The sequence below is a fragment of the Burkholderia sp. KJ006 genome (genome assembly GCF_000262695.1).
GTDB lineage: Bacteria > Pseudomonadota > Gammaproteobacteria > Burkholderiales > Burkholderiaceae > Burkholderia > Burkholderia vietnamiensis.
Window position 1 is genome coordinate 2,595,699 of the sequence record NC_017920.1, and the last position, 23,480, is coordinate 2,619,178.

The window sequence follows — 23,480 nt, forward strand, 5'->3', positions numbered from 1 at the left end:
ATGTGTGAAGGCCGTCAGCCGCGGCCGTTCTTCTCGTCTTCGCGCTCTTCCTTGTAGCGCGCCTCGAATTCCAGCAGCCGCGCGCCGATGATCGACTGATCGTAGAACGACACGTCCTTCGCGTCGCGCGCCTCCTTCAACTGCCGAATCGCCGACGGCCACGCGCCGTCGAGCGCCAGCTTCTCCGCGAGCGCGCGGCGCCGCGTGAGCACGTCGCCCTTGCCGTCGCTCGCCTTCGCGAGGTAGTCCCACCAGTCCGGCTGCTCGGGGTCCGCGTCCGCCTGCGTGCGGGCCAGCGTCTGCGCTTCGGCGAAGCGGCGCGCCGCGATCAGCGCCTGCAGGTGCGCGACGATCGCCGCATGCGACGCGGGCCAGCGGCGTTGCGCGAGCGCCGCCAGCCGCACCGCGTCGTCGTTACGACCCGCGCGGCGCGCGAGATCCGCGGCCAGCACGTCGAGGCTCGGCGAACTCGTCGTCGGATCGTCGGCGCGCCGTTCGCCGGCTTCGAATGCGCCGCGCGCCGCCGCGAGCGCGCGGTCCGCGGCGTCGTACTGGCCGAGCAGCGTGTTCGCGAGCGCGATGCCGTAGTGGTTCGCCGCGACGTTCGGCGCGGTGCGATCGTCGATCTCGAGCTGCATCCGGTGCGCCTCGGCGGCGATGTCGGTCGGCGCGCGGTTCTGCAGGACCCGCAGCCGCGCGCGCACGAAGCCGTATTCGGCCGACTGACGCGGTTGCCGGTACGGCGCGCGGCGGGCGCGATCTTCCATGTCGGCGATCCGTTCGCCCGTCAGCGGATGCGTGCGCGCGTAGGCCGGCACGCCCGCGTCGCCCATCGACGCGCGATCGAGCCGCTCGAAGAAGCCCGGCATCCCGTACGGGTCATAGCCGGCGCCCGCCAGCAGCTGGAAGCCGACGCGATCGGCCTCGCGCTCGGCCGAGCGCGAGAAACGCAGCTGGTTGTCGACCGCGTATGCCTGGCCGCCCATCGCGATCGCGCTGCCGAGATCGCCGCTGCGCGCGAGCACGCCGGCCAGCACGCCGAGCAGCATCGTCGCGAGCGCGGTGTAGCCGGTCTTTTCGTTCGCGCCGATCATGCGGGCGATGTGCCGCTGCAGCACGTGGCCCATCTCGTGGCCGACCACCGACGCGAGTTCGGATTCCGTCTGCGTCGCGACGACCAGGCCGCTGTTAACGCCGATGAAGCCGCCCGGCATCGAGAACGCGTTGATCTGCGGGTCGCGCACCGCGAACAGGTCGAAGTCGGGCATGTAGCCGCCGATGAAGCGCGCGGCCGCCGCGGCCGCGAGCCGCGCCGCCATCGCATTCAGGTAGTCGCGCACGAGCCAGTCGTCGAGATAGTCGGGGTCGCGCCGCACCTCGCGCATCACGCGCTCGCCGAGACGGCGCTCGGCCTGCGGCGTGAGCGAGCCGCCGGAGCCGTCGCCGAGATCGGGCAGTTCCAGTGCGCGCAACGGCGCGCGCAGGTTCGCGACGGGCGCGGAGGCGCCGTCGGCGCCGGAGAACCGGCTTTCCGCGCCGCCGTAGGTGCCGAACACGCCGGTCGCGATGCCGGACGGGACGGTGGAGATCGACGGCGACGCGCCGGCCGCCGACTCGAGCGGCGGCGCCGACGCGCGCTGCGCATAGCCGTTCGGCGGCAGCACGAGCGCCGCCGACAGCAACACGGCAAGCAACTGTTTGACACGCATGGCAGAGTGAAAGCGGCGCCTTCCGCGCGCCCGGCGCGCATCGCGGCGTGTGGTCCGAATAATCGGGTCATTGTACCGGGGCGATCGCGACGGTTCGTTGCGGCGCATCGGCCGCCGGTGCGCGCGGCGCCGTTGAGGGCGCGAAGGGCGCGAAGGCCGCGAAGGCCGCAGAGGCCGCAGAGGCCGCAGAGGCCGCTGCTATGATAGGCGCCCGTTGAAACGTTGGATCGGCGCGGAGAGCGGGAAGCGGATAGCGGATCGAACGCCCCGGCCGGCCGTGAAGCAGGATCGATGTACGCGCTCGCACGCGCGTGCGTTCCACTGGAGCCAGACATGTCAGGACTTACCCACTTCGACGCCGCCGGCCATGCGCATATGGTCGACGTCGGCGGCAAGCAGGAAACGCAGCGCGTCGCGGTTGCACGCGGCACGATCCGGATGTTGCCCGCGACGTTCGCGCTGATCCGCGACGGCAAGGCAAAGAAAGGCGACGTGCTCGGCGTCGCGCGGATCGCCGCGATTCAGGGCGCGAAACGCACGGCCGATCTGATTCCGCTGTGTCATCCGCTCGCGCTGACGCGCGTGGCGGTCGACTTCGAACTCGACGACGCGCTGCCCGGCGTGCATTGCGTCGCGCAGGTCGAGACGTTCGGGCGCACCGGCGTCGAGATGGAAGCGCTGACGGCCGTGCAGGTCGGGCTGCTGACCGTGTATGACATGTGCAAGGCCGTGGATCGCGGGATGGTGATCACCGATGTGAGCGTCAGGGAGAAGCGCGGCGGGAAGTCGGGGGATTGGACGGCGGAGGATGCGGCGGGTTGAGGGCGGCTCGCTGTCCGCGAGGGGAGATTCCACGCGCCGCCCAGGCGAACGATGTGCCTATGTGCATGGCGCCTTGGTCCGGTACGCGCGCGGTGGGTAGCGGGGAGCGCGCCGTTCGAACGTTCAAGTACATCCATCCGTCCACTGCATCCCATCGGTCAACGAAAACCACTTCGATCCAGTTTGCGCGCGCTCGAAAAACCGATATCGAAATGAAATGACCAAAAGGTTCGCGAAGCTGGCGCTGGGCGCGGCAGCCGTGCTGATTGTTCTGATTGTCGGCTACGCGTACAGGTCGGACGACTCGCAGATCGTTTCCGGTAATTTCATGAAAGACAGCAAGCCCTACGGCGGCGGCGACTTCGTGATATCCGGAAACGAAGCAATCACGCTGAAGATTGCCGATCCTGAAATCACGTTCAAACCGTACGCCGAGTGGAAGGACAAGGATAAAGCCGAGCCGGCCGAAGCCTGGATGAACGACAGCCGCGAAGCGCTGAACAGGACGTCCGTCGAACTTTGGCGCGGCCCGGTCGGCGCAGAGATGACCCGCGAATTCAAGCAAGCCGGCCAAAACGCAGCCTGGTGGCGTAGCAAGGACTGGACGGTTGTATTCATCAGCACCGGATGGATGGACTACAAGTCGCCGCAGCCCGCCGACGGGCTGACGCCGCAATCGACCAAGCTCTGGAAGTCCTCCAACGGCGGGCGGAACTGGGTTCAGCTCGCGTGGCCCGAAAACCAGAACATCGGCCGCCTGCTGTTCGTCGATCCGCAGCGCGGCTACGCGATCGGCTGGGGCCCGCACGTGTGGCGTACGGCCGATGGCGGTCAATCGTGGAGCGAAATCGCACCGCCCCCGGGCGCCGTCGATTCCGGCAAGCCTCGCCGTACCTTCGATGGCGTCGATCTTGGCCCGGACGGTACGTTGCGCGTGGCATATCACGTCGCGCAAACCGCGTCCGCGCCCGCCGGCAGTGTCGTCTACCGACTCGCGTGGGAGCAATCCGCATTCGTCGCGGATGCTGTGCTGCCCGGACAGGTGATCGTCAATCTGTCGTCGTCGCCCGTCGCTTCGAATCACTATGCGCTTTACGCGTTGACACGTGTGGGCGAACCCCGAAACTTCGACGACCCGGCGGATAAGGGACAGCGAGTCGGCGCCATTTCGACTTGGTCCGACGGCGCCCCCGAGCATGTTCAGCAGTTGCATTCGTTCGACGACAACGTCACGCTCGATAGCCTCAGCGTCGGCCGTGATGGCTTGTTGATCGTCTACGCAACCGAGCGCAAGCCGAACGGCGCGCCCGCCGATCTGATGTTCGTCAGCCGCGATGCCGGGACGACATGGACCCGGTTCAAGGAGAAACCGACTCAGGGCGGATACTTCAACGCGGAGACCAACACGCTGTATTCGTTGGTCGCGTACACGCTTCGGAAACGCCAGTTCTGATCCATTACTCCGTCAGCCATGGCTACGACTACCCGGCTTTGGAGCAAGTCCCGGCCCTCGACTCAGCCCTCAAGAAACGGTGCAGTCGAACCAAGCGCACACGCTTCTGTCAGTGAGCAGCGTCGAGCCAACAGAGGCCACACTTCGATCTGGAACCGGACATCGAGACATTGGAGGATTCAGCACTCGGCACGTGCGGATGACTTATCTCGATGGAGTGCTGGCAAGCCCGCCGAACATGAATTGCGTCAGGCTCCGGACGCGCCCGAAAATTCAAAATGGGATGACGGAAGAATGTGGAGGAAGGCAATGGATTCGGCTATCACTGTTCTGACGGAGAAGGCCGGAGTGCAGAGCGTGGGCGATCCGATCGGCAATGCACCCGGACGATTGCGGGCAACGTGACATGCGCAAAGACAAGCGATGGCTTTGGATCGCGGGATGCGTTGTGGTCGTCCCGATCGTTATTTACGCATACATCGACGGCACCTCAGGCTGGGACACGGTATCGACCGAATTCATGCGCAACGACAAACCGTACGGCGCAGGTGCATTTCGCGTACAAAACAATGATTTCATGTCGTTGAAGGTAGCGAGACCGGAACTCCGATTCAAGCCGCAACGCGAACAGAGCAACCCCGATGTCGCGGAATTCGCCGAACCGTGGATGGACGACTCGAACCAGCGGCTGAACCGGTCCACCGTCAGCTTCTTGCGCGGCACCCTCGACGGCAGCGCAGTGCGTCACTTCCAGCAACCGGGCCAGTCCGCGTCGTGGTGGTATTCGCCGGACTGGCGCGTTCTGTACGTCAGCACCGGCTGGATGGATTACGCGGCGCCACGCCGGGACGACGGTGCATCCGTGCAGACGACCAGACTCTGGAAATCGACCGATGGTGGCCAGCACTGGGCGCAGCTCGCATGGCCGGCCGAGCGCAACATCAACCGCTTGCTGTTCATTGACACCGAGCGCGGCTACGCGACCGGATGGGGGCCGCGCGTGTGGCGAACGGCAGATGGCGGGCAGTCGTGGCAAGCGATCGAGGAACCGCCCGGTGCAGTCGTGCAGGATAAGCCGCGCCGGACCTTCGATAGCACCGACCTCGGTCCCGACGGCGTATTGCGCATTGCGTACCAGGTCCAAGGCGACGAGCATCCTCAGCCTGCATCCGTTGTCTGGCGACTCGCGTGGGGCGAGCAGGATTTCGTCCGGGAAGCGGTACTGGCCGGACAAGCTATCGTCAGCCTCGAATCGCCGCCGACACCCGCGCGGGACTACCCGTTGTATGCGCTGTCACGCGCCAGCGGCAACCCCGGCAGCGGTCGCAGCGCCGGTGTGATGTCGACCTGGACCAGCGAGCACCCCGACCAGATTCAGCAACTGCACGCGTTCGACAGCCGGCTGACACTGAACGGACTGAGCGTGGGTCGCAACGGCATCCTGCTCGTCCACTCGACGGACCCGAACACCGCGAACGGCGGCGGAGCGCCGATCGACCTGACGATCACCAGCACCGACGGCGGCAAGACATGGCAGCAGTCCACCGACGCACCCTCTCAGGGCGGCTACTTCGACCCGCAAACGAATACGCTCTATTCGGTGTTCGGCTATACGCTGCGCAAACGAAAATACTGATCGGCGGCTGAGACGTCAAACGTCGAACGTCCGATGCAGGCGATACGATACGGGCTCGACGGACGGCAACGCGGAAACGTTCAGGGCCTATGCCTTCGTGAAGCAAAGCCAGCCGGACGCTGGATCATTTACCGTACAAATGACACGCAAAGATCACAAGCGCGGGAAATGGATATGGATAGCCGCGAGCCTCGTTGCCCTGGCCATTGCAACATACGGGTATGTAAATATGGCAACGAGCTGGGAAACGCTCTCGACCAACTTCATGCGGAACGACACACCGTATGGCGGCGGCAGCTTCCGCATCAAGGGCAACGACGTGATGAGCGTCAAGCTCGCCAATCCCCAGGTGACATTCAAGCCCACCGCTGAATCGAACGAACCGCAGCGGCCCGAGCCGACCGAAGCCTGGATGAACGACACAGGCGAGCTGCTGAACCGCATGACGATCAGCTTCCTTCGCGGGACCATCGACGGCGGGATGAAACGCCAGTTCCAGCAAGTCGGCCAGAATGCCGCATGGTGGTATTCGCCAGACTGGTCGGTTCAGTTCATCAGCACCTCATGGATGAACTACAAGGCACCGGAGGCACATGGCGGCGATGCGCCTCAGACGACGAAGCTGTGGAAATCGCTCAACGGCGGCCAAACGTGGTCGCAACTGCAATGGCCCGAAAACCAGAACATCGGCCGCCTGCTGTTCATCGATCCGCAGCGCGGCTACGCGATCGGCTGGGGCCCTCGAGTATGGCGCACCGCGGACGGCGGCAACACGTGGCAGGCGATCGACGTGCCGGTCGATGCGCGCGTCGCCGGCAAGACGCGCAAGAATTTCAATGCGGTGAGCCTCGGCCCTGACGGTGTGCTGCGTGTCGCCTACTCCATCGCTCCGACTGCAGAGACGCCGGCGCACAGCGTGATCGGCCGGCTCGACTGGGAGCAGCACGCCTTCGTGACCGAAACCGAACTGCCGGGCCAGGTCATCACTGCGCTCGATACCACGCCGGGACCGGCGACACACTATTCGCTGTACGCGCTGTCACGTCTGGACAAGCCGCAGAACGGCGAGAGTCGCGACAACGGCCGCCGGGTGGGCGCCATTTCCATGTGGACGAACGACCATCCGGAGTCGGTGCGCCAACTGCGCACGTTCGACGAGACGCTCAGGCTCGACAGCCTGAGCGTCGGCCGTGACGGCCTCCTGCTCGTCTATGCCACCGACCCGAACTCGGGCAGTCGCGGCGGTGCGCCGATCGACCTCACGTTCACCAGCACCGACGGCGGTAAGTCGTGGGATCAAACCGCCGACAAGGTTGCACAAGGCGGTTACTTCGACGCGCAGACCAACACGCTGTACTGGTTGCACGGATATACGCTGAAAAAGCGCACCTTCTGATCGCGCGAACGGCGCGCTCGCGCGCCGATAGAGCGAACCTGCTGCCGCGACACCGAGCGTAGGCCACTCGACGAAGCGGCGAAGCGCGACGTGGCCGCGGCGCGCCGGCAGGCAGTCAACGACCACAACCGGCCGGTGCGCCACACCACGATCACCCGCACCAGCCCCCACTACTCCCCGCGCCGCGGCTCGAACACGAATGGTTGCGTGAGCAGGAACGGATTCGCGGTCGCGCCGGTCTGCGCGCAGCTCGCATGCGTCATCGCGTCGACGGCCGCGCGGTCCGCCGCCGCGTTGCGGCTGCTCGTCGTCACGGTCACGTTCTGCGCTTCGCCGGACGTCGTCATCAGCGCGCGTACGAGCACGGTGACTCGGCGCGTAAGCGGCTTCGCATTGTCCGGATAGACGGCGCGCGGAATGTGGCAGGTCAGCTTGCTTTCCTGCGACGACGACAGCATCGCGCAGCCGGAAAACAGCACGGCGACGGCCGGCAGGATCAGAAGGGTCGAGCGAAGGGCCATGGTCGAATATCGTTCTTCAGTACTGTTCCAGGCGAGCGTCGCGCCGGCGGACATCGTCCGCCGCACCGCCAGCATCGCCCCGCGCCGCGGCCATCGGACCGGCGCCCCGCTACGGCCGCATGGCCGCGCGTGGCATCGGCCGCGATCGTTCCAGGCAGGCTCCCGGATCTGCGGACCTGCGCTCGCTCGTGCGGCCGACATCGCCGCGCGCACGCGAACGCTTCCGCGCATTGTGCACGTGCCGTCTTTCCCGTGGCGACGATTTGACAATGGTTGACGCGAATCGCGCGATTCCGTCGCTACCCGTTCGCGACGGGAAGCAATGTGCGCGCCGTCACGAGCCGCCACCGCACCGCCGCTTCACCACGATCCGGCGCGCGCCGGGACTTCCCGCCCGGCGCGGCGCGCGTTATTCCGAATCGTCTTCGGAGTCGTCGTCTTCCGCGTCGGCCGGCACTTCACCGTACTTCGCGACGACGGCTGCCTTGAACGTCTTCAGCCCCGGCTGCTCGTCGCACAGCTTGTACAGCAACGCCAGTTGTTGCGGCCAGTCCTTCAATTCCTTCGCGAACACATGCAGCCGCTCGACCGTATCGAGCGCGTCGGCTTCGCGACCGGCCAGCGCCTGCAGCGCCGCATAACGGCGCAGCACCGTCTCGCCGGGCAGCAGCGCGATCGCCCGCTCGTGCGCGGCAAGCTTCAGCGGCAGGTTGTCCGGCGAAATCGTCAACAGCGTCGCCGCCCCGTAATCGCCCCACGCGCCGAACAGCAACGACGGCGCATCGCGATACTGCACGGCCGGCTCGGTGCCGTAATACAGCACTTCCGCCCGCTGGTAGTCGCGCAGCACCGGCACCGCCGCCAGCACGCCGCCGACCGACAGCACCGCGAACAGCGCGAACGCCGCGCGGCCAGGCAGCCAGCGCAGCGGCTTCACGTCGAGCAGCCCGATCACGAACATCGCCGGCAGCAGGAAGAACATGTACTGCTGCGGATACTCGACGAGCGCGTGCATCAGCAGCACGCCGATCAGCGCGAAACCGAACACGCGCGTGCTCGACTGCGGCGCGCGCACCGCGCGCACGAACCACGCGACGAGCGCGAGGGCCAGCACGCCGAGGCCGACGAGGCCCGACTTCGCGAGCAGGTCGATGAAGATGTCGTGCGAGTTGTTCGCGATCTCGACGCCGCCGAGCGCGCGCGCAAGCGCGAACTGGTGCGACGGGAATTCGCCCCAGCCGACGCCGAGCAGCGGATGCTCGCGGAACATCGCGAGCCCGTACTTCCACAGCGCAAGGCGCGGCGCAATCTGGCCCGCGTCGCGCATGCGCTCGGCCGCCGATTCGGCGAGCCCCAGATGGAAATGCACGTTGGCCCAGCGCACCGCGACGTTCACCGCGACGAACGCCAGCGCCAGCACGACCGGGATCAGCCACGCACGGCGATTGCCCGGCGCACGGCGCGACTCGACCCATGCCATCCAGAAACCGGCGACGACCATCACCGCAACCTGCAGCCACGGCCCGCGCGACACGGTCAGCGCAAGCCCGGCCGACAGCACGATCGACAGCGCGAGCCATGCCCGCACCGCGAGGCGGCGGGTCTGCACCAGATAAAGCGCGCCGGCGAGCGCGAACGCGATATAGGTCGCGAGGTGGTTCGCCTGCGCCATGTTGCCGTACGGCCGACGGTCGACCGCGATGTTGTACACCACGACGAACGGCGACAGCGCGGACTCGAAATGGAACAACTGGACGATCTGGGTCGCAACCGCGAACACTCCGCCCACGAGCAACGCGCCCGCCATCATCCGGGCGGTGGCTTCGGCGAGGCCCTCGCGCGCGAGCGTGTAGCCGGCCTGCATCGCGACCAGCGCCGCGGCCAGATAGCCCAGCGCCAGCCAGTTCATCGACGGCACCTTCAGCGGCAACAGCGCGACCTGCGCGAGCAGCACCGCGCCAAACCCGAGCGGCGCGACGAATGCGGCCGGCGCCGCGAACGGTTCGGCCGGGCGGCCGGTGCGCGCGAGCAGCACGACGGAAACCCCGACCAGCAGATACAGCACCAGCGCGGCGAACTCGGAATAGAACGTCGGAATCGGATACGTATGGTTCGTGATCGAGTACGGCACGATCAGCGCGACAGCCAGCGCAACGAGCGACAACGAGCGGGAAAAAGTAGAAGGCATGAGCGAACCGGATGTCAGCAACCGGCGCACTATACAAAACTTTCCCCACTCTGTGCGGGAGCCGTCGCCCCGGCAGCCGCCATGTGCGGCCGGCCCGGGCCGGCCGGCACCCCGCGATGCGTGCCGCCCGCACCATCCCGCGCATGCCTGCCGTTACGCGCGGCATTCCGCCGGTGCATATTTCGCAGGCAAGGTCGCCGCCTCGGCCGGCATCGGGCCTGCGCCGGGCGCCGGCAGCGACGAAGCGTCCTTGCCGCCGGCAAAACACTCCCACGCGATCGCGCCGGCCTGCATCGTCCCCTTTTTGAGCGGCACGCGTGCGGTCGGCGCGTCGGCCTTGTCCGGCGCCGACGGCACCAGCACCAGCGTATTCGCGCCCGCCGCGGCGACGCGGGCCGTGAACGCAACCGTGATCTGGCCGGTGTCGCCGTCGATCCGAACGGATTCGACGTTGCGGGTCGCGGCCGGCGCGCTGTAGCCGCCGTCGAGGGCCGCGCCGCTCGCGGCGTTGTCGGCCACCGCAAGGCGCGCGGACGACGCAAGGGCGAGCCCCTCGCCCACCCGCGAACGCGCGAGGTAATCCTGATAAGCGGGTATCGCGTAGGCGGCGATCACGCCGACGATCGCGAGCACGATCATCAGCTCGATCAGCGTGAAGCCGGCCGGATGCCAGCGCGGCACCGGCCGGCGCGCGCGCCGCATATCGGCGGCAAAGCGACGAAACAGGGAAACGGAAAAGGCTTCGAACATGACTGGCTCCAGAAACGAAAAACGCCTGCCGAATCGGGCAGGCGTTTCGATCGTAGCCAGCGGGCCGCGCGGCCGACACTCGGCCTGACGGCCAACCGTCAATGCGCTTGCGGGATGCCGCGGCGGCGCCGCAGCAGGAAGCCGGCGGCGACGACGAACAGCGCGCCGGCAATGCTCGCGCCGTAGATCGCGGCCGGCGTATCGAGCACCGGCCAGCCATCGCCGACCGGATCGTGGACCATCAAACCGCCCGCGATCCAGCCGAGCAGGCCGGCGCCGAACGCGACGATGATCGGGAAGCGATCGAGCAGCCGCAGCACCAGCGTACTGCCCCACACGATGATCGGCACGCTCACGATCAGCCCGAAGATCACCAGCGCCAGCCGGTGCTGCGGATCGGCCTGCTCGGCCGCGCCCGCGATCGCGATCACATTGTCGAGGCTCATCACGGCGTCGGCGAGCACGATCGTCTTCACCGCGTCCCACAGCCGATCGGCCGGCTTGACGTTGTCGTGCGCGTCGGCGGCCGGCGCCATCAGCTTGATGCCGATCCACAGCAACAGCAGGCCGCCGCCGAATTTCAGGAACGGCACGTCGAGCAGTGTGACTGCAAATGCAATCAGCGCGACGCGCAGCATGATCGCGCCGGCCGTACCCCACACGACGCCGCGCAGCCGCTGATTGGCCGGCAGGTTGCGGCACGCGAGCGCGATCACGACCGCGTTGTCGCCGCCGAGCAGGATGTCGATGACGACGATCTGCAACACGGCGCCCCAGTGCAGCGACGTCAGGAATTCAGGCATGAGTGGCGGCAGGTGCAGGATGACGGCCGCCCGACGGGCGGCCCGGTTGGTCGTCGGCACACGCAGTGCGCATGCGCCCCGGCTTACAAATTAATTTCGCGAGCATAACAAAAAACGCCGGCTGGGCCGGCGTTTCTTGCAGGACGAACCACGCGGAACTTACAGCGCCTTCTTCAGCAGACGGCCCATTTCCGACGGGTTGCGCGTGACGGTGATGCCGCACGCTTCCATGATTTCCAGCTTCGCTTCGGCCGTGTCCGCACCGCCCGAGATCAGCGCGCCGGCGTGGCCCATGCGCTTGCCCGGAGGCGCCGTGACGCCCGCGATGAAGCCGACCACCGGCTTCTTCATGTTGTCCTTGATCCACTGAGCGGCGTTGGCTTCGTCCGGACCGCCGATTTCGCCGATCATCACGACCGCATCCGTATCCGGATCGTCGTTGAACATCTGCATCACGTCGATGTGCTTCAGACCGTTGATCGGGTCGCCGCCGATACCGACCGCCGACGACTGGCCGAGGCCGAGTGCCGTCAGCTGCGCAACGGCTTCATACGTCAGCGTGCCCGAACGCGACACGACGCCGATGCGGCCCTTGCGGTGAATGTGGCCCGGCATGATGCCGATCTTGAGCTCGTCCGGCGTGATCGTGCCCGGGCAGTTCGGCCCGAGCAGCAGCGTCTTGCGGCCTTCGCGACGCATGCGGTCCTTCACTTCGATCATGTCGCGCACCGGAATGCCTTCGGTGATGCAGATCGCGAGATCGAGGTCGGCTTCGACCGCTTCCCAGATCGCTGCAGCTGCGCCTGCCGGCGGAACGTAGATGACCGACACGGTCGCGCCGGTTTCAGCCTTCGCTTCCTTGACGCTTGCGTAGATCGGAATGCCTTCGAAATCTTCGCCGGCCTTCTTCGGGTTCACGCCCGCGACGAACGCTTCGCGGCCGTTTGCATATTCACGGCAGGCGCGCGTATGGAACTGACCGGTCTTGCCGGTAATGCCCTGCGTGATGACCTTCGTGTCCTTGTTGATCAGAATCGACATGTATTTTGACCTCTGTTCGATTGGCGTCGCGTGCACACCGCGCCGCCATGCGTGTTCATTGAGCGCGCTTACTTGCCTGCCGCAGCCGCGACGACCTTCTGCGCAGCCTCTTCCATGCTGTCTGCCGAGATGATCGGCAGGCCCGAATCGGCCAGCATCTTCTTGCCGAGGTCCTCGTTCGTGCCCTTCATGCGCACGACGAGCGGCACGTTCAGGTTCACGGCCTTCGAACCGGCGATCACGCCTTCCGCGATCACGTCGCAGCGCATGATGCCGCCGAAGATGTTCACGAGGATCGCCTTCAGGCCCGGGTTCTTCAGCATCAGCTTGAACGCTTCGGTGACCTTCTCGGTCGTCGCGCCGCCGCCGACGTCCAGGAAGTTCGCCGGCTCGCCGCCGAACAGCTTGATCGTGTCCATCGTCGCCATCGCGAGGCCTGCGCCGTTCACGAGGCAGCCGATGTTGCCGTCGAGCGAGATGTACGCGAGATCGAACTTCGATGCTTCGATTTCAGCCGGATCTTCTTCGTCGAGATCGCGGTACGCGACGATTTCCGGGTGGCGGAACAGCGCGTTCGAGTCGAAGTTGAACTTCGCGTCGAGTGCGGTGACCTTGCCGTCGCCGGAAACGTTCAGCGGGTTGATTTCGGCGAGCGACGCGTCGGTTTCCCAGAATGCCTTGTACAGGCCTTGCAGGATCGTGCGCGCTTGCGGGATCGATGCAGCCGGCACGCCGATCTTCGCGGCGAGGTCGTCCGCCTGCGCGTCGAGCAGGCCCGTCGACGGCTCGACGATGACCTTGTGGATCAGTTCCGGATGCTTTTCCGCAACTTCTTCGATGTCCATGCCGCCTTCGCTCGAACCCATCAGAACGATCTTTTGCGACACGCGATCGACGACGAGGCTGACGTACAGCTCCTGCTTGATGTCGGCGCCTTCTTCGATCAGCAGACGGTTGACCTTCTGGCCTTCCGGACCCGTTTGGTGCGTAACGAGCTGCATGCCGAGGATCTGGTTCGCGTATTCACGAACCTGCTCGATCGTCTTCGCGACTTTCACGCCGCCGCCCTTGCCGCGACCACCCGCGTGAATCTGAGCCTTCACGACCCACACCGGGCCGCCCAGCTCTTCTGCCACCTTGACGGCCTCGTCAACCGAGAACGCCGGCTTGCCGCGCGGTACCGCGACTCCGAATTTCCGCAGGATTTCCTTACCCTGGTACTCGTGAATCTTCATGCGTGATTCCCTTCAGTCTGAGAGATGGATGAAATGTCGCTTAAGACGCTTCTTCGAATGATTTCCGTTCATTCCTTCGTGCTGCCTTCAACGCGCATATCGGGCCGGATCGGACCATACCAGCGCGGGTAGTACTGCCGCACGACTTCGCCGTCGAACCGCAACGCCTGGCAGCGGCCGAGCTGGAACGGCGGCTCGACGTGCTCCACGCCGTGGCCCGGCCCTTCGCCGCCTTCCTCGCGCACGTTCCACACGTCACCGGCGAACGCCTGGATCGCCGCCGTCGGCAGCACGGCGCACAGTTCGGTGAGGTGGGAGCAGCCTGCGACGCCGGCGAGCAGCCGGTTCGCGTTACGGCGGAAATTGCGGAAGAGGTTGAGCCCGATGAGGGCCCGATAGGCGGGAGGAGCAGATTGGCAGTGACCGGGATAGGGAACCCATTCCGAGGACGCTTCGGCGTCGACGACATTGAGGTCACGATCGATGGTCACGCGCAGCCAGAGTTCGTGAATCGGCAAGCCCTGGGGCCGAATGCCCGACGCAAGCGCAACATCGCGCGGCTTGTGATCGGTCAGGCAGGCTTCGATGTCCCACAAGCCGTCGCCGCGCTCGTAGGCTTCCGCTCGGATTGCGCGTCGATGTCGCAACTGACGGGGCACGGGCTCGGATAGCGGCATGCTGGAGGTTGAGGCCGAAGAGGAAAACCCGTGGATTTTAGCATATTGGGTATCTGAGGCATGGGCGCGCGACGGCGGGTATTCCCGCCTGTCCGGAAGCGGTTGCGTTGCAGCAAAATCGCGCGCAGCGCGCGCGACGGAGCCCGTCAGTCGTCGATCGGGAGATCGTCGCCGGCCTTCAGCAACTTCACGATGGTCGCGCTCGAGAAGCCCCGCGCCGCGAGAAAGCGCGCCTGCTTCGCGCGCTCCGCCGGAGTTTGCGGCAGCGCACCGAATTTCTTGCGCCAGACGGCCTGCGCGCGGGTCAATTCGGTCTCGCGCAATTGAGCATTCACTTCTTCGACGAGCGTGTCGCCGACTGCATGGCGCTTCAGTTCGCTCACGATGCGCGCGACGCCGACACGCGATGCGCGACGATGCACGAGGCTCTCGGCAAAGCGCGCGTCGGACAGCCAGCCTTCCTGCTCCAGCGCATCGAGCACCGGCTCGACGGATTCGTCCTCGCCGACGTACGGTGCGAGCTTGCGGGCCAGCTCCGCGCGGCTGTACTCGCGCCGCGACAGATAGCCGAGCGCGCGGCCCTTCAGCGAGCGCGGCGGCTTCGACGATTTGCGCTCGGCGGTGGCGGAAGGCTCGCCGGCAGCACCGCCGGACGCGCGACGCGTGCGGCGCGGATGCTGACTGCTGCGCGTGTAGACATCTTCCGTGACCGGCGCCGCGGCATCGGCCGCGCGCGCGCCGAGGATGCCGATGCCCGACACGCGCCGACGCGACCGGTCGTGCGCATCGAACGATTCGTCGTCGTCGAACGGATCGACCGGCGGCGCAATCTCAAACGAAACGAGGGCATCGTCGGATGCCCTCGTTTCGGTGCGATGCGCGGCACGACTGCCCGCGCTGCGCCGGTCGGTGCCCGAGGATGCGGCTCGCCGGCCGGAGCGCCCCGTCACGTCGGACGTGACGCTCGCTTCCGGCTCACCGGCCTGCCCTCGGCGCCCTGCCATCACTCTTCTTCGTCCATCGCCTCGGCTTCGTCGACCACGCCATCGGGCATCGCGACGACACCGAGCGACTCGCGAATGCGGTTCTCGATCTCGCGCGCGATTTCGGGATTCTCGCGCAGGAATTCACGCGCGTTGTCCTTGCCCTGACCGATCTTCTCGCCGTTGTAGCTGTACCAGGCGCCGGCCTTGTCGACGATTTTCGCCTGCACGCCGAGATCGATGATCTCGCCCTGACGCGAAATGCCTTCGCCGTAGAGGATGTCGAAGATCGCTTCGCGGAACGGCGGCGATACCTTGTTCTTGACGACCTTCACGCGGGTTTCGTTGCCGATTACCTCGTCGTTCTTCTTGATCGAGCCGATCCGGCGGATGTCCAGACGCACCGACGAATAGAACTTCAGTGCATTGCCGCCCGTCGTGGTTTCCGGGTTGCCGAACATCACGCCGATCTTCATCCGGATCTGGTTGATGAAGATCACGAGGCAGTTCGTGCGCTTGATCGTGCCCGTCAGCTTGCGCAGCGCCTGCGACATCAGACGCGCCTGCAGACCCGGCAGCGAATCGCCCATCTCGCCTTCGATTTCGGCCTTCGGCACCAGTGCCGCGACCGAGTCGATGACGATCATGTCGATCGAGCCCGAGCGCACGAGCGCGTCGGTGATTTCGAGCGCCTGTTCGCCGGTGTCCGGCTGCGAGATCAGCAGCTCCGGCACGTTCACGCCGAGCTTCGCCGCGTACTGGACGTCGAGCGCGTGCTCGGCGTCGATGAAGGCTGCCGTGCCGCCCAGCTTCTGCAGCTCGGCGATCACCTGCAGCGTGAGCGTGGTCTTGCCGGACGATTCCGGACCGTAGATTTCGACCACCCGGCCGCGCGGCAGGCCGCCGACGCCGAGCGCGATATCGAGGCCCAGCGAGCCCGTGGAGACGACCTGGATGTCTTCCTTCACGTCGCCGTCGCCCATCCGCATGATCGACCCTTTGCCAAACTGCTTCTCGATCTGCGCGAGTGCGGCCGCCAGCGCCTTGCTCTTCTCGGCGGTCATCCCGGAGCCCTTCTTGCTATCTTCCATGAATCGTCCTTTGCTATGATGAGCAGCGTCTGTCAGAGGCGCGCCCGCTTCAAGCGCTGCCCACGAATGCAGACACTGTATAAAAAAACAGTGTTTTATGCAAGCCCGCAATGCAGGCTGCGTTGTACACGGATCAGTTCGGAGACAGCCGCGCCGGCGCGCCCGCCCGCCGGCCATCGGTCAGCAACATGCGAATTCTCATCGCCGAAGACGACAGCATACTCGCGGACGGCCTCACCCGGTCACTCCGCCAATCGGGCTATGCGGTCGACCACGTGAAGACCGGCGTCGACGCCGATACCGCCCTGTCGATGCAAAGCTTCGACCTCCTGATCCTCGATCTCGGGTTGCCGAAAATGTCCGGGCTCGACGTGCTCAAGCGCCTGCGCGCGCGCAATTCCAACCTCCCCGTGCTGATCCTGACGGCCGCCGACAGCGTCGACGAGCGCGTGAAGGGGCTCGACCTCGGCGCCGACGACTACATGGCCAAGCCGTTCGCGCTCAACGAGCTCGAGGCGCGCGTGCGCGCGCTGACCCGGCGCGGCGCGGGCGGCGGCCCGACCGTCGTGCGCCACGGCTCGCTCGCGTTCGACCAGGTCGGCCGCATCGCGTATGCGAACGAGCGCGTGCTCGACCTGTCCGCGCGCGAGCTCGGGCTGCTCGAAGTGCTGCTGCAGCGCATCGGCCGGCTCGTGTCGAAAGAGCAGCTCGTCGACCATCTGTGCGAATGGGGCGAGGAAGTCAGCAACAACGCGATCGAAGTGTACGTACACCGGCTGCGCAAGAAGATCGAGCCGAGCGGCGTGCGCATCTCCACCGTGCGCGGCCTCGGCTACTGCCTCGAGAAAGCCGCGCCCGCGGCGCCGGCCGACCCGGCTGCCGCTGCGCCGCCCGCGGCGGCCGGCACGCCGCTGCGCTGAGCCCGGCCGTCGCCGCGATGGCCTCGCCGGTCCATTCCCGCCCTTCGGCCGGCGAGCAACCGTCCGCCGCCGACGCCGCGCGCGATGCGCGCTACGAGAACCCGTTCGCGCCGCCCGACGAAACCGAGACGCCCGAGGCCGCGCGCCCGCGCTCGCTGTTCGGCGAGATCCTCGACTGGATGCTCGCGCCGCTCCTGTTGTTGTGGCCGATGAGCATCGCCGTCACCTATCTGGTCGCGAAGACGATCGCGAACGGCCCGTTCGATCGCGCGCTGGAGACCAACGCGTACGTGCTCGCGCGGCAGATCCACCCGGTCAACGGCGTCGCCGAGCTGACGCTGCCGCAGCAGACGCGCGACTTCCTGCGCGCGGACAACGTCGACAGCGTGTATTTCCAGGTGCTCGGCACGCGCGGCGAGCTGGTCGCGGGCGAGGCCGACATGCCGCTGCCGCGCGAAGAAGACCGGCCGCCGCCGGGCGTCGTCGTGTTCCGCGACGATCTGCTGCGCGGCAACGACGTGCGCGTCGCGTACACGACCGTCGCGTTGCCGACGCCGGGCGGCCCGCAGCCGGTGCTCGTGCAGGTCGGCGAGACGCTCGACAAGCGCAACGCGCTCGCGAACGACATCATCAAGGGCGTGATCCTGCCGCAGTTCGTGATCCTGCCGCTCGCGATCCTGCTCGTCTGGTTCGGGCTGTCGCGCGGGCTCGCGCCGCTCAACGCGCTGCAGGCGCACATCCGCGCGCGGCGGCCCGACGACCTGTCGCCCGTCGAGGCGCAGCGCGCGCCGCCCGAGATCGAGCCGCTCGTCACGTCGTTCAACGATCTGCTGGCGCGCCTCGAACAGAACATGGCGCTGCAGAAGCGCTTCATCGCCGACGCCGCGCACCAGATGAAGACGCCGCTCGCCGGGCTGCGCACGCAGGCCGAATTCGCGCTGCGTCATCCGGTGCCGCCCGACGTGCAGCGCTCGCTCGAGCAGATCGCGACCAGTTCCGAACAGGCCGCGCGGCTCGTCACGCAACTGCTCGCGCTGGCGCGCGCCGAGAACCGCGCGAGCGGGCTGACGTTGGAGCCGGTCGAGATCGCCGAGCTCGCGCGCCGCACGGTGCGCGACTGGGTGCAGGCCGCGCTCGCGAAGGGGATGGATCTCGGCTACGAAGGCCCGGACGACGACGCGCCGCTCAACGTCGACGGCAACCCCGTGATGTTGCGCGAAATGCTCGGCAACCTGGTGGACAACGCGATCCGCTACACGCCCGACGGCGGCCGCATCACGGTGCGCGTGCGCGCCGAGCGCGACGCGCAGCGCGTCCACCTCGAAGTGGAGGACACCGGCCCCGGCATCCCGGCGGCCGAACGCGGCCGCGTGGTCGAGCGCTTCTACCGGATCCTCGGCCGCGAAGGCGACGGCAGCGGCCTGGGGCTGTCGATCGTGCGCGAGATCGCCGCGCAGCACGGCGGCACGCTGACGCTCGACGATCACGTGTACCAGCAGACGCCGCGCCTCGCGGGCACGCTGGTGCGCATCAGCCTGCCGCTGTCAGGCAGCGCTGCGGATTAACCCTGACAGGCGCGTGACGAATCGCGGCGAAACCGGTGTTTTACCGCCCGTTTGCGGCACGATCGGACCGCGAAACCGCCGATTCGTCGCGGGTTAACGCGCAGTCAATTTGTGCATGCGAGTCAGTGCGCCGTAAGTTTCCGTGCCAATAATCGTCGTCAGGCCCGCCCTCCCAAAGCGGCCGCACATCTATATCAAGGGACTTGGAGACGATTCATGGCAACGCTAGGCGAGCAAATTTCGCACTCGCCGATGACGGGCGAAGAAAAGAAGGTGATCTTCGCGTCGTCGCTCGGCACCGTGTTCGAGTGGTACGACTTTTATCTGGCCGGATCACTCGCGGCCTACATCAGCAAGAGCTTCTTCTCCGGGGTCAACCCGACTGCCGCGTTCATCTTCACGCTGCTCGGCTTCGCGGCCGGCTTCGCGGTGCGCCCGTTCGGCGCGATCGTGTTCGGCCGCCTCGGTGACCTGGTCGGCCGCAAGCACACGTTCCTCGTGACGATCGTGCTCATGGGCATCTCGACCTTCGTGGTCGGCTTCCTGCCCGGCTATACGTCGATCGGCATTGCTGCGCCGGTGATCTTCATCGCGATGCGGCTGCTGCAGGGCCTTGCGCTCGGCGGTGAGTACGGCGGCGCGGCGACCTACGTCGCCGAGCATGCGCCGGCCAACCGCCGCGGCTTCTACACCGCGTGGATCCAGACCACCGCGACGCTCGGCCTGTTCCTGTCGTTGCTCGTGATCCTCGGCGTGCGCACCTTCATCGGCGAGGAAGCGTTCGGCAACTGGGGCTGGCGCGTGCCGTTCGTCGCGTCGATCCTGCTGCTCGCGGTGTCGGTGTGGATCCGGATGCAGCTGAACGAGTCGCCGGTGTTCCTGCGCATCAAGGCCGAGGGCAAGACGTCGAAGGCGCCGCTGACCGAAGCGTTCGGCCAGTGGAAGAACCTGAAGATCGTGATTCTGGCGCTCGTCGGGCTGACCGCCGGCCAGGCCGTCGTCTGGTACACGGGCCAGTTCTATGCGCTGTTCTTCCTCACGCAGACGCTGAAGGTGGACGGTGCGAGCGCGAACATCCTGATCGCGATCGCACTGCTGATCGGCACGCCGTTCTTCCTGTTCTTCGGCTCGCTGTCGGACAAGATCGGCCGCAAGCCGATCATCCTCGCCGGCTGCCTGATCGCGGCGCTCACGTACTTCCCGCTGTTCAAGGCGCTCACGCACTACGCGAACCCGCAGCTCGAACTCGCGACGCAGAAGGCGCCGATCACGGTGCTCGCCGATCCGGCCACCTGCTCGTTCCAGTTCAACCCGGTGGGTACGTCGAAGTTCACGAGCTCGTGCGACATCGCGAAGAGCGCGCTCGCGAAAGCCGGCCTGAACTACGAGAACGTCGCGGCGCCGGCCGGTACGATAGCGCAGATCAAGGTGGGCGACACGGTGATCCCGGCCTATGACGGCAAAGCCACCGATGCGAAGGCGCAAGGCGCGGCGTTCGACAAGACGCTCGCGTCGACGCTGAAGGGCGCCGGCTACCCGGCGAAGGCCGATCCGGCGCAACTGAACTGGCCGATGACCATCGTGATCCTGACGATCCTCGTGATCTACGTGACGATGGTGTACGGGCCGATCGCCGCGATGCTGGTCGAGATGTTCCCGACGCGGATCCGCTACACGTCGATGTCGCTGCCGTATCACATCGGCAACGGCTGGTTCGGCGGCTTCCTGCCCGCGACCGCGTTCGCGATCGTCGCGGCGAAGGGCGACATCTATTCGGGGCTCTGGTATCCGATCGTGATCGCGCTGGCGACGTTCGTGATCGGCGTGCTGTTCGTGAAGGACACGAAGAACTCGAACATCTACGCGCAGGATTGACGACGGGTGCGCGGGCGGTGTTTCGCCCGCGCGGTCGGCGCCGGCATGAGACGGTCGGCAACTTTTTTCAGGGAAGATCGAAAAAGGTGTTGACAGCCGGGCGGTAGATCTACATAATTCAATTCTTCGGCGAATTAGCTCAGTCGGTTAGAGCGACGGAATCATAATCCGCAGGTCCGGGGTTCGAATCCCTGATTCGCCACCAAATGCAGAAAGGGCTCAGCGCAAGCTGGGCCCTTTTTCTTTGCTCCGCAAACCAGCCCATGCTCCGCAAACAGCATGCAGGCAACTACACCTGCATCGCGAATCTTAGCCACGCGGCTCCGCGCCAGGGTTGTCCAGAATCTGACTTGCTTCCTGCCTGCAGTCGGCCCTTTAAGGCCCGCATCAGTTTCGCCTTTTCCTCACCGCCACAACGCAACAGCTCCTGCTTCGTCCGCCATATCTTGCGATGTCGTTCGTTTGGAAGTCGCAGCTCGCGTTCAACCACAACGGCGCCCGTGACAACCTTGACCGACGTCACGGCATAGGTTTTCGATTTCTTCTGCTTGGTCTTATAGCCGAACCTACTAACCACCTTCCGAACCTCGCCCAACAGCTTCTTCGTGGCGACCGGTCCCGAAATCGTCACATCGTCTACGTAAGCAGTCAACTGACGCTGCACCACTCGAATATCACCGGCCAACTCGGTTTTATCTGTCCCCGCTTTCGCGCGAAGATCTCGGAACTGGAACGCGTCCTTTGGCACACCCGCCAACTGACGCGCACACACGACGCACACTCTTGCCTATTTCAACGCGGCCCGAAACGACCTGCGAGCGACTTCAGGACAGTTTGACCAGCAGCTTGATGAAGTTGCGCTTGGCGCGATACGCTGCCCGAATCTCTTCGAGTTCGCGGCTGAATTCCGCACGCTCATCCAACTTCGCCCGCAACGTGCCGATGGCCCGCACGATTTCAAACGCCTCGTCATATCGGGCGTTGCGCGTACCGCTTTCGGCAGCAACCGGCAGCAGCCTGTGATAGAGGGCAATGGCATCGTGCGGGTGGGTCTTGCCACGGACAGCGGCCACTTCCGGCCATAGCTGCGTTGCGACCGGTCCGCCGGTAAACGTTTCCCATGCGGCGTCGTTCTCTTGTCCAGCAAGAAAAATCCTGACCAGTTCGGTCCGCGTCGACCGCTGCCAGACATTGCGCTTCGATTTTGCAGCGGCCTCCTCTTCCCTAACCAGCGCCCAAAGGTGCGTAAGAGCGCGCTCCCGCGTCTCATCATGCCTGCCAGTAGCCGTGGCAACCTTCATCAAAGCGGGAAACGCCTCGGCTGTCGGGCGCATTTCGAAGCGGCGCCACGCGAACGCATCGGCCGTGTCGAATTCACTGCGACGCAGATACGCGTCGATACAGAAGTCGAGCAGGCGCTGGTCATGGCTCTTGCCGGACTCTTTGATGCCGCGCTCGGCCCAAGCGAGCCCTTCATCCGGGCGACCGTGCTTGACACAAAGCTCCGCCACCAGCAGATAGCGGTACGGACCCGACAGATCCTTCGAGTAAATGCGAATCAACGCATCAACGTCTCCATCGAGTTCGGCCAGCGCCCCCATTGCGCGCTCGAGCTGCATGCGCGGCGAGTCGTATGACCGTCGATATTCCTTGTCCAGCGCTAGCGCGGGCAGCGCTTCCCAAGCCTCGTTGACGAGCTCGCGGTAGCGGCTCAAACCGTTCTTGCCCAGTGGCTCCGCATACGCCGGCAAAACGTTGTAAAAGGTGTCCCACTTGCCTTCTGTCTGAAATCGGAATAGCCGCTCCGCGAGCTTCACTGGGTCGGGGCCAGTCAACTTGCAGGCATCGAGGTGCACAGACGCCAGTTCAAGAATCGCCGGCATCACGTCGCCACCGGAGTCGTCAATCTGTTCGAGGCTTGCTTCGGCGCCCGCAATCGCCAGTTCGGATAGCTCGACTACCTGTGCAGCGTGAGGTCCGTGAAGCCTCCGGCGCAGCATATCGGCCAGCGACATCAGGCCATCGCCGTATGCGCCAGCCTCCCGCCAGTCCAGTGGCCGGGAAAGGCGTGTCGCCTGCCTGACGGCAGCCCTCATGCCGGGCAAGTCGGAGGCCCCCGTCGCACGCGCGGCGAACAGCAGCTTGTCACGAAACGACAGGTCGCGTTCGATGGCTTCGAGCAACAATTCCTGAAGCTCATTTTTGTCGAGCGTCGCGACGTATTCGCGAATCATTTCCTCGTAGGTCTTCCGCTTCTTGCGTGGCTTGCCGGGAGCCGCCTCTTCGGCATGAAACACCTCTTCACCGGAATTCTCGAGCCAGGCGAGCGCAACAGCGACAGCGTGCTTGCAGAAAACGCCATCGTCTCCCACCGGACAGGTACAGTCGTAAGCGAGTTCGCCATCGTCATCGACGGCGAGTTCAACCCGGTAACGATGCGTGCCACGTACAGTGGCGTGAACGGCGCCGCCACGCTCCTCGAGACGGGAAACCACGCCCTCGTGGAAATAGGCTTTGCCGCGCGCAAAGGTCTTCGTGTCGGCAAGCGACCGTACATCGGCAAGAGTGAGAACCTCGGAGAGCGTTGCAGACTGGGACATCAATGGACCGGGGAAAAGCGGAAGAATGCCGCGACGGGCGACGCACAGGCACGATGATACCCGGGACGCATGCAGTCGACTCACGGCACAGTAATGCGTGGACGATTCCAGGCGCTGCCGCAGATGACGTCCATGGTCGTCGATGTACTGTCTCCGACGTCCATCAGAATTCGCGCCGCAACGCGAGAGCCAGCGCTCAAGCCGTGCTCGGGGGA

19 protein-coding genes and 1 tRNA gene are annotated in these 23,480 nt (G+C 65.8%); 8 read left to right on the top strand and 12 right to left on the bottom strand.

Going from position 1 to position 23,480, the window contains the following annotated elements:
* Positions 1-14: 14 nt before the first annotated feature.
* A complete protein-coding gene (locus MYA_RS11715; RefSeq protein WP_014723571.1) occupies positions 15-1,709 on the bottom strand; it encodes a M48 family metalloprotease in 1,695 nt (564 codons plus the stop codon).
* 333 nt (positions 1,710-2,042) lie between these two features.
* On the opposite strand from MYA_RS11715, the gene moaC reads away from it, so the two are divergent.
* The 4 genes from moaC to MYA_RS11735 all read left to right on the top strand — a co-directional run bounded on the left by moaC (position 2,043) and on the right by MYA_RS11735 (position 7,016).
* Entirely contained in the window at positions 2,043-2,531 is a 489-nt protein-coding gene (gene moaC / locus MYA_RS11720) for a cyclic pyranopterin monophosphate synthase MoaC (RefSeq protein WP_011885918.1), read from the top strand.
* A 217-nt stretch (positions 2,532-2,748) separates the two neighbouring features.
* Complete coding sequence (locus MYA_RS11725) at positions 2,749-3,984, top strand: WD40/YVTN/BNR-like repeat-containing protein (protein ID WP_014723573.1); 1,236 nt, start codon at positions 2,749-2,751, stop codon at positions 3,982-3,984.
* 406 nt (positions 3,985-4,390) lie between these two features.
* The gene (locus MYA_RS11730; RefSeq protein ID WP_443101900.1) at positions 4,391-5,620 is read left to right on the top strand and encodes a WD40/YVTN/BNR-like repeat-containing protein; all 1,230 of its coding nucleotides are present in this window, start codon (positions 4,391-4,393) and stop codon (positions 5,618-5,620) included.
* A 229-nt stretch (positions 5,621-5,849) separates the two neighbouring features.
* Positions 5,850-7,016 carry a WD40/YVTN/BNR-like repeat-containing protein gene (locus MYA_RS11735; RefSeq protein WP_014723575.1) on the top strand — a complete coding sequence of 389 codons (1,167 nt, stop codon included), beginning with the start codon at positions 5,850-5,852 and terminating at the stop codon, positions 7,014-7,016.
* 170 nt (positions 7,017-7,186) lie between these two features.
* Here MYA_RS11735 and MYA_RS11740 read toward each other — a convergent pair whose 3' ends face one another.
* The 9 genes from MYA_RS11740 to recA form a co-directional block, all read right to left on the bottom strand.
* Positions 7,187-7,537: a TonB family protein gene (locus tag MYA_RS11740; protein WP_041493884.1), complete on the bottom strand. Its 351-nt coding sequence runs from the start codon at positions 7,535-7,537 to the stop codon at positions 7,187-7,189.
* Positions 7,538-7,946: 409 nt separating this feature from the next.
* The gene (locus tag MYA_RS11745) at positions 7,947-9,725 is read right to left on the bottom strand and encodes a PglL family O-oligosaccharyltransferase (protein ID WP_041493885.1); all 1,779 of its coding nucleotides are present in this window, start codon (positions 9,723-9,725) and stop codon (positions 7,947-7,949) included.
* 153 nt (positions 9,726-9,878) lie between these two features.
* Positions 9,879-10,475 (bottom strand): pilin, encoded by a 597-nt coding sequence (locus tag MYA_RS11750; RefSeq protein WP_011885922.1) that lies wholly within the window; start codon positions 10,473-10,475, stop codon positions 9,879-9,881.
* Between the two features lie 98 nt (positions 10,476-10,573).
* On the bottom strand, positions 10,574-11,278 hold the full coding sequence (locus MYA_RS11755) for a TerC family protein (RefSeq protein ID WP_011885923.1): 705 nt from the start codon (positions 11,276-11,278) through the stop codon (positions 10,574-10,576).
* Between the two features lie 159 nt (positions 11,279-11,437).
* On the bottom strand, positions 11,438-12,319 hold the full coding sequence (sucD, locus tag MYA_RS11760) for a succinate--CoA ligase subunit alpha (RefSeq protein ID WP_011885924.1): 882 nt from the start codon (positions 12,317-12,319) through the stop codon (positions 11,438-11,440).
* A gap of 68 nt (positions 12,320-12,387) precedes the next feature.
* Positions 12,388-13,554, bottom strand: coding sequence for an ADP-forming succinate--CoA ligase subunit beta (sucC, locus tag MYA_RS11765; RefSeq protein WP_011885925.1), 1,167 nt, complete (start codon positions 13,552-13,554; stop codon positions 12,388-12,390).
* Positions 13,555-13,622: 68 nt separating this feature from the next.
* Positions 13,623-14,231 (bottom strand): DUF2889 domain-containing protein, encoded by a 609-nt coding sequence (locus MYA_RS11770; RefSeq protein ID WP_011885926.1) that lies wholly within the window; start codon positions 14,229-14,231, stop codon positions 13,623-13,625.
* Positions 14,232-14,377: 146 nt separating this feature from the next.
* Complete coding sequence (gene recX / locus MYA_RS11775; protein WP_014723581.1) at positions 14,378-15,235, bottom strand: recombination regulator RecX; 858 nt, start codon at positions 15,233-15,235, stop codon at positions 14,378-14,380.
* The gene (gene recA, locus MYA_RS11780) at positions 15,235-16,305 is read right to left on the bottom strand and encodes a recombinase RecA (RefSeq protein WP_011885928.1); all 1,071 of its coding nucleotides are present in this window, start codon (positions 16,303-16,305) and stop codon (positions 15,235-15,237) included. Before recA ends, recX begins: the two co-directional genes overlap by 1 nt.
* A gap of 188 nt (positions 16,306-16,493) precedes the next feature.
* Here recA and MYA_RS11785 point away from each other — a divergent pair, with 188 nt between their 5' ends.
* From MYA_RS11785 to MYA_RS11800, 4 genes are all read left to right on the top strand, one after another.
* Complete coding sequence (locus tag MYA_RS11785; protein ID WP_011885929.1) at positions 16,494-17,225, top strand: response regulator transcription factor; 732 nt, start codon at positions 16,494-16,496, stop codon at positions 17,223-17,225.
* 17 nt (positions 17,226-17,242) lie between these two features.
* Positions 17,243-18,790, top strand: a complete 1,548-nt coding sequence (locus MYA_RS11790; protein WP_014723583.1) for a sensor histidine kinase — start codon at positions 17,243-17,245, stop codon at positions 18,788-18,790.
* 216 nt (positions 18,791-19,006) lie between these two features.
* Positions 19,007-20,665: an MFS transporter gene (locus tag MYA_RS11795; protein WP_014723584.1), complete on the top strand. Its 1,659-nt coding sequence runs from the start codon at positions 19,007-19,009 to the stop codon at positions 20,663-20,665.
* A 128-nt stretch (positions 20,666-20,793) separates the two neighbouring features.
* A tRNA-Met gene (locus MYA_RS11800) sits at positions 20,794-20,870 on the top strand.
* Positions 20,871-20,954: 84 nt separating this feature from the next.
* Here MYA_RS11800 and MYA_RS32490 read toward each other — a convergent pair.
* Together MYA_RS32490 and MYA_RS11810 are read right to left on the bottom strand one after the other, a co-directional pair.
* Positions 20,955-21,437, bottom strand: coding sequence for a hypothetical protein (locus MYA_RS32490; protein ID WP_308726612.1), 483 nt, complete (start codon positions 21,435-21,437; stop codon positions 20,955-20,957).
* A gap of 52 nt (positions 21,438-21,489) precedes the next feature.
* Positions 21,490-23,265: an SWIM zinc finger family protein gene (locus MYA_RS11810; RefSeq protein ID WP_041493886.1), complete on the bottom strand. Its 1,776-nt coding sequence runs from the start codon at positions 23,263-23,265 to the stop codon at positions 21,490-21,492.
* Between the last annotated feature and the right edge of the window lie 215 nt (positions 23,266-23,480).

Bases quoted from the DNA above. Each gene is read 5' to 3' on its own strand.
- moaC (WP_011885918.1), top strand. From the start codon at position 2,043: ATGTCAGGACTTACCCACTTCGACGCCGCCGGCCATGCGCATATGGTC.
- MYA_RS11795 (WP_014723584.1), top strand. From the start codon at position 19,007: ATGGCAACGCTAGGCGAGCAAATTTCGCACTCGCCGATGACGGGCGAA.
- recA (WP_011885928.1), bottom strand. From the start codon at position 16,305: ATGGAAGATAGCAAGAAGGGCTCCGGGATGACCGCCGAGAAGAGCAAG.
- MYA_RS11740 (WP_041493884.1), bottom strand. From the start codon at position 7,537: ATGGCCCTTCGCTCGACCCTTCTGATCCTGCCGGCCGTCGCCGTGCTG.
- MYA_RS11725 (WP_014723573.1), top strand. From the start codon at position 2,749: ATGACCAAAAGGTTCGCGAAGCTGGCGCTGGGCGCGGCAGCCGTGCTG.
- MYA_RS11715 (WP_014723571.1), bottom strand. From the start codon at position 1,709: ATGCGTGTCAAACAGTTGCTTGCCGTGTTGCTGTCGGCGGCGCTCGTG.
- MYA_RS11785 (WP_011885929.1), top strand. From the start codon at position 16,494: ATGCGAATTCTCATCGCCGAAGACGACAGCATACTCGCGGACGGCCTC.
- MYA_RS11750 (WP_011885922.1), bottom strand. From the start codon at position 10,475: ATGTTCGAAGCCTTTTCCGTTTCCCTGTTTCGTCGCTTTGCCGCCGAT.
- sucC (WP_011885925.1), bottom strand. From the start codon at position 13,554: ATGAAGATTCACGAGTACCAGGGTAAGGAAATCCTGCGGAAATTCGGA.
- MYA_RS11790 (WP_014723583.1), top strand. From the start codon at position 17,243: ATGGCCTCGCCGGTCCATTCCCGCCCTTCGGCCGGCGAGCAACCGTCC.
- MYA_RS11755 (WP_011885923.1), bottom strand. From the start codon at position 11,278: ATGCCTGAATTCCTGACGTCGCTGCACTGGGGCGCCGTGTTGCAGATC.
- MYA_RS11810 (WP_041493886.1), bottom strand. From the start codon at position 23,265: ATGTCCCAGTCTGCAACGCTCTCCGAGGTTCTCACTCTTGCCGATGTA.
- recX (WP_014723581.1), bottom strand. From the start codon at position 15,235: ATGGCAGGGCGCCGAGGGCAGGCCGGTGAGCCGGAAGCGAGCGTCACG.
- MYA_RS11745 (WP_041493885.1), bottom strand. From the start codon at position 9,725: ATGCCTTCTACTTTTTCCCGCTCGTTGTCGCTCGTTGCGCTGGCTGTC.
- MYA_RS11735 (WP_014723575.1), top strand. From the start codon at position 5,850: ATGGCAACGAGCTGGGAAACGCTCTCGACCAACTTCATGCGGAACGAC.
- sucD (WP_011885924.1), bottom strand. From the start codon at position 12,319: ATGTCGATTCTGATCAACAAGGACACGAAGGTCATCACGCAGGGCATT.
- MYA_RS11730 (WP_443101900.1), top strand. From the start codon at position 4,391: ATGCGCAAAGACAAGCGATGGCTTTGGATCGCGGGATGCGTTGTGGTC.
- MYA_RS11770 (WP_011885926.1), bottom strand. From the start codon at position 14,231: ATGCCGCTATCCGAGCCCGTGCCCCGTCAGTTGCGACATCGACGCGCA.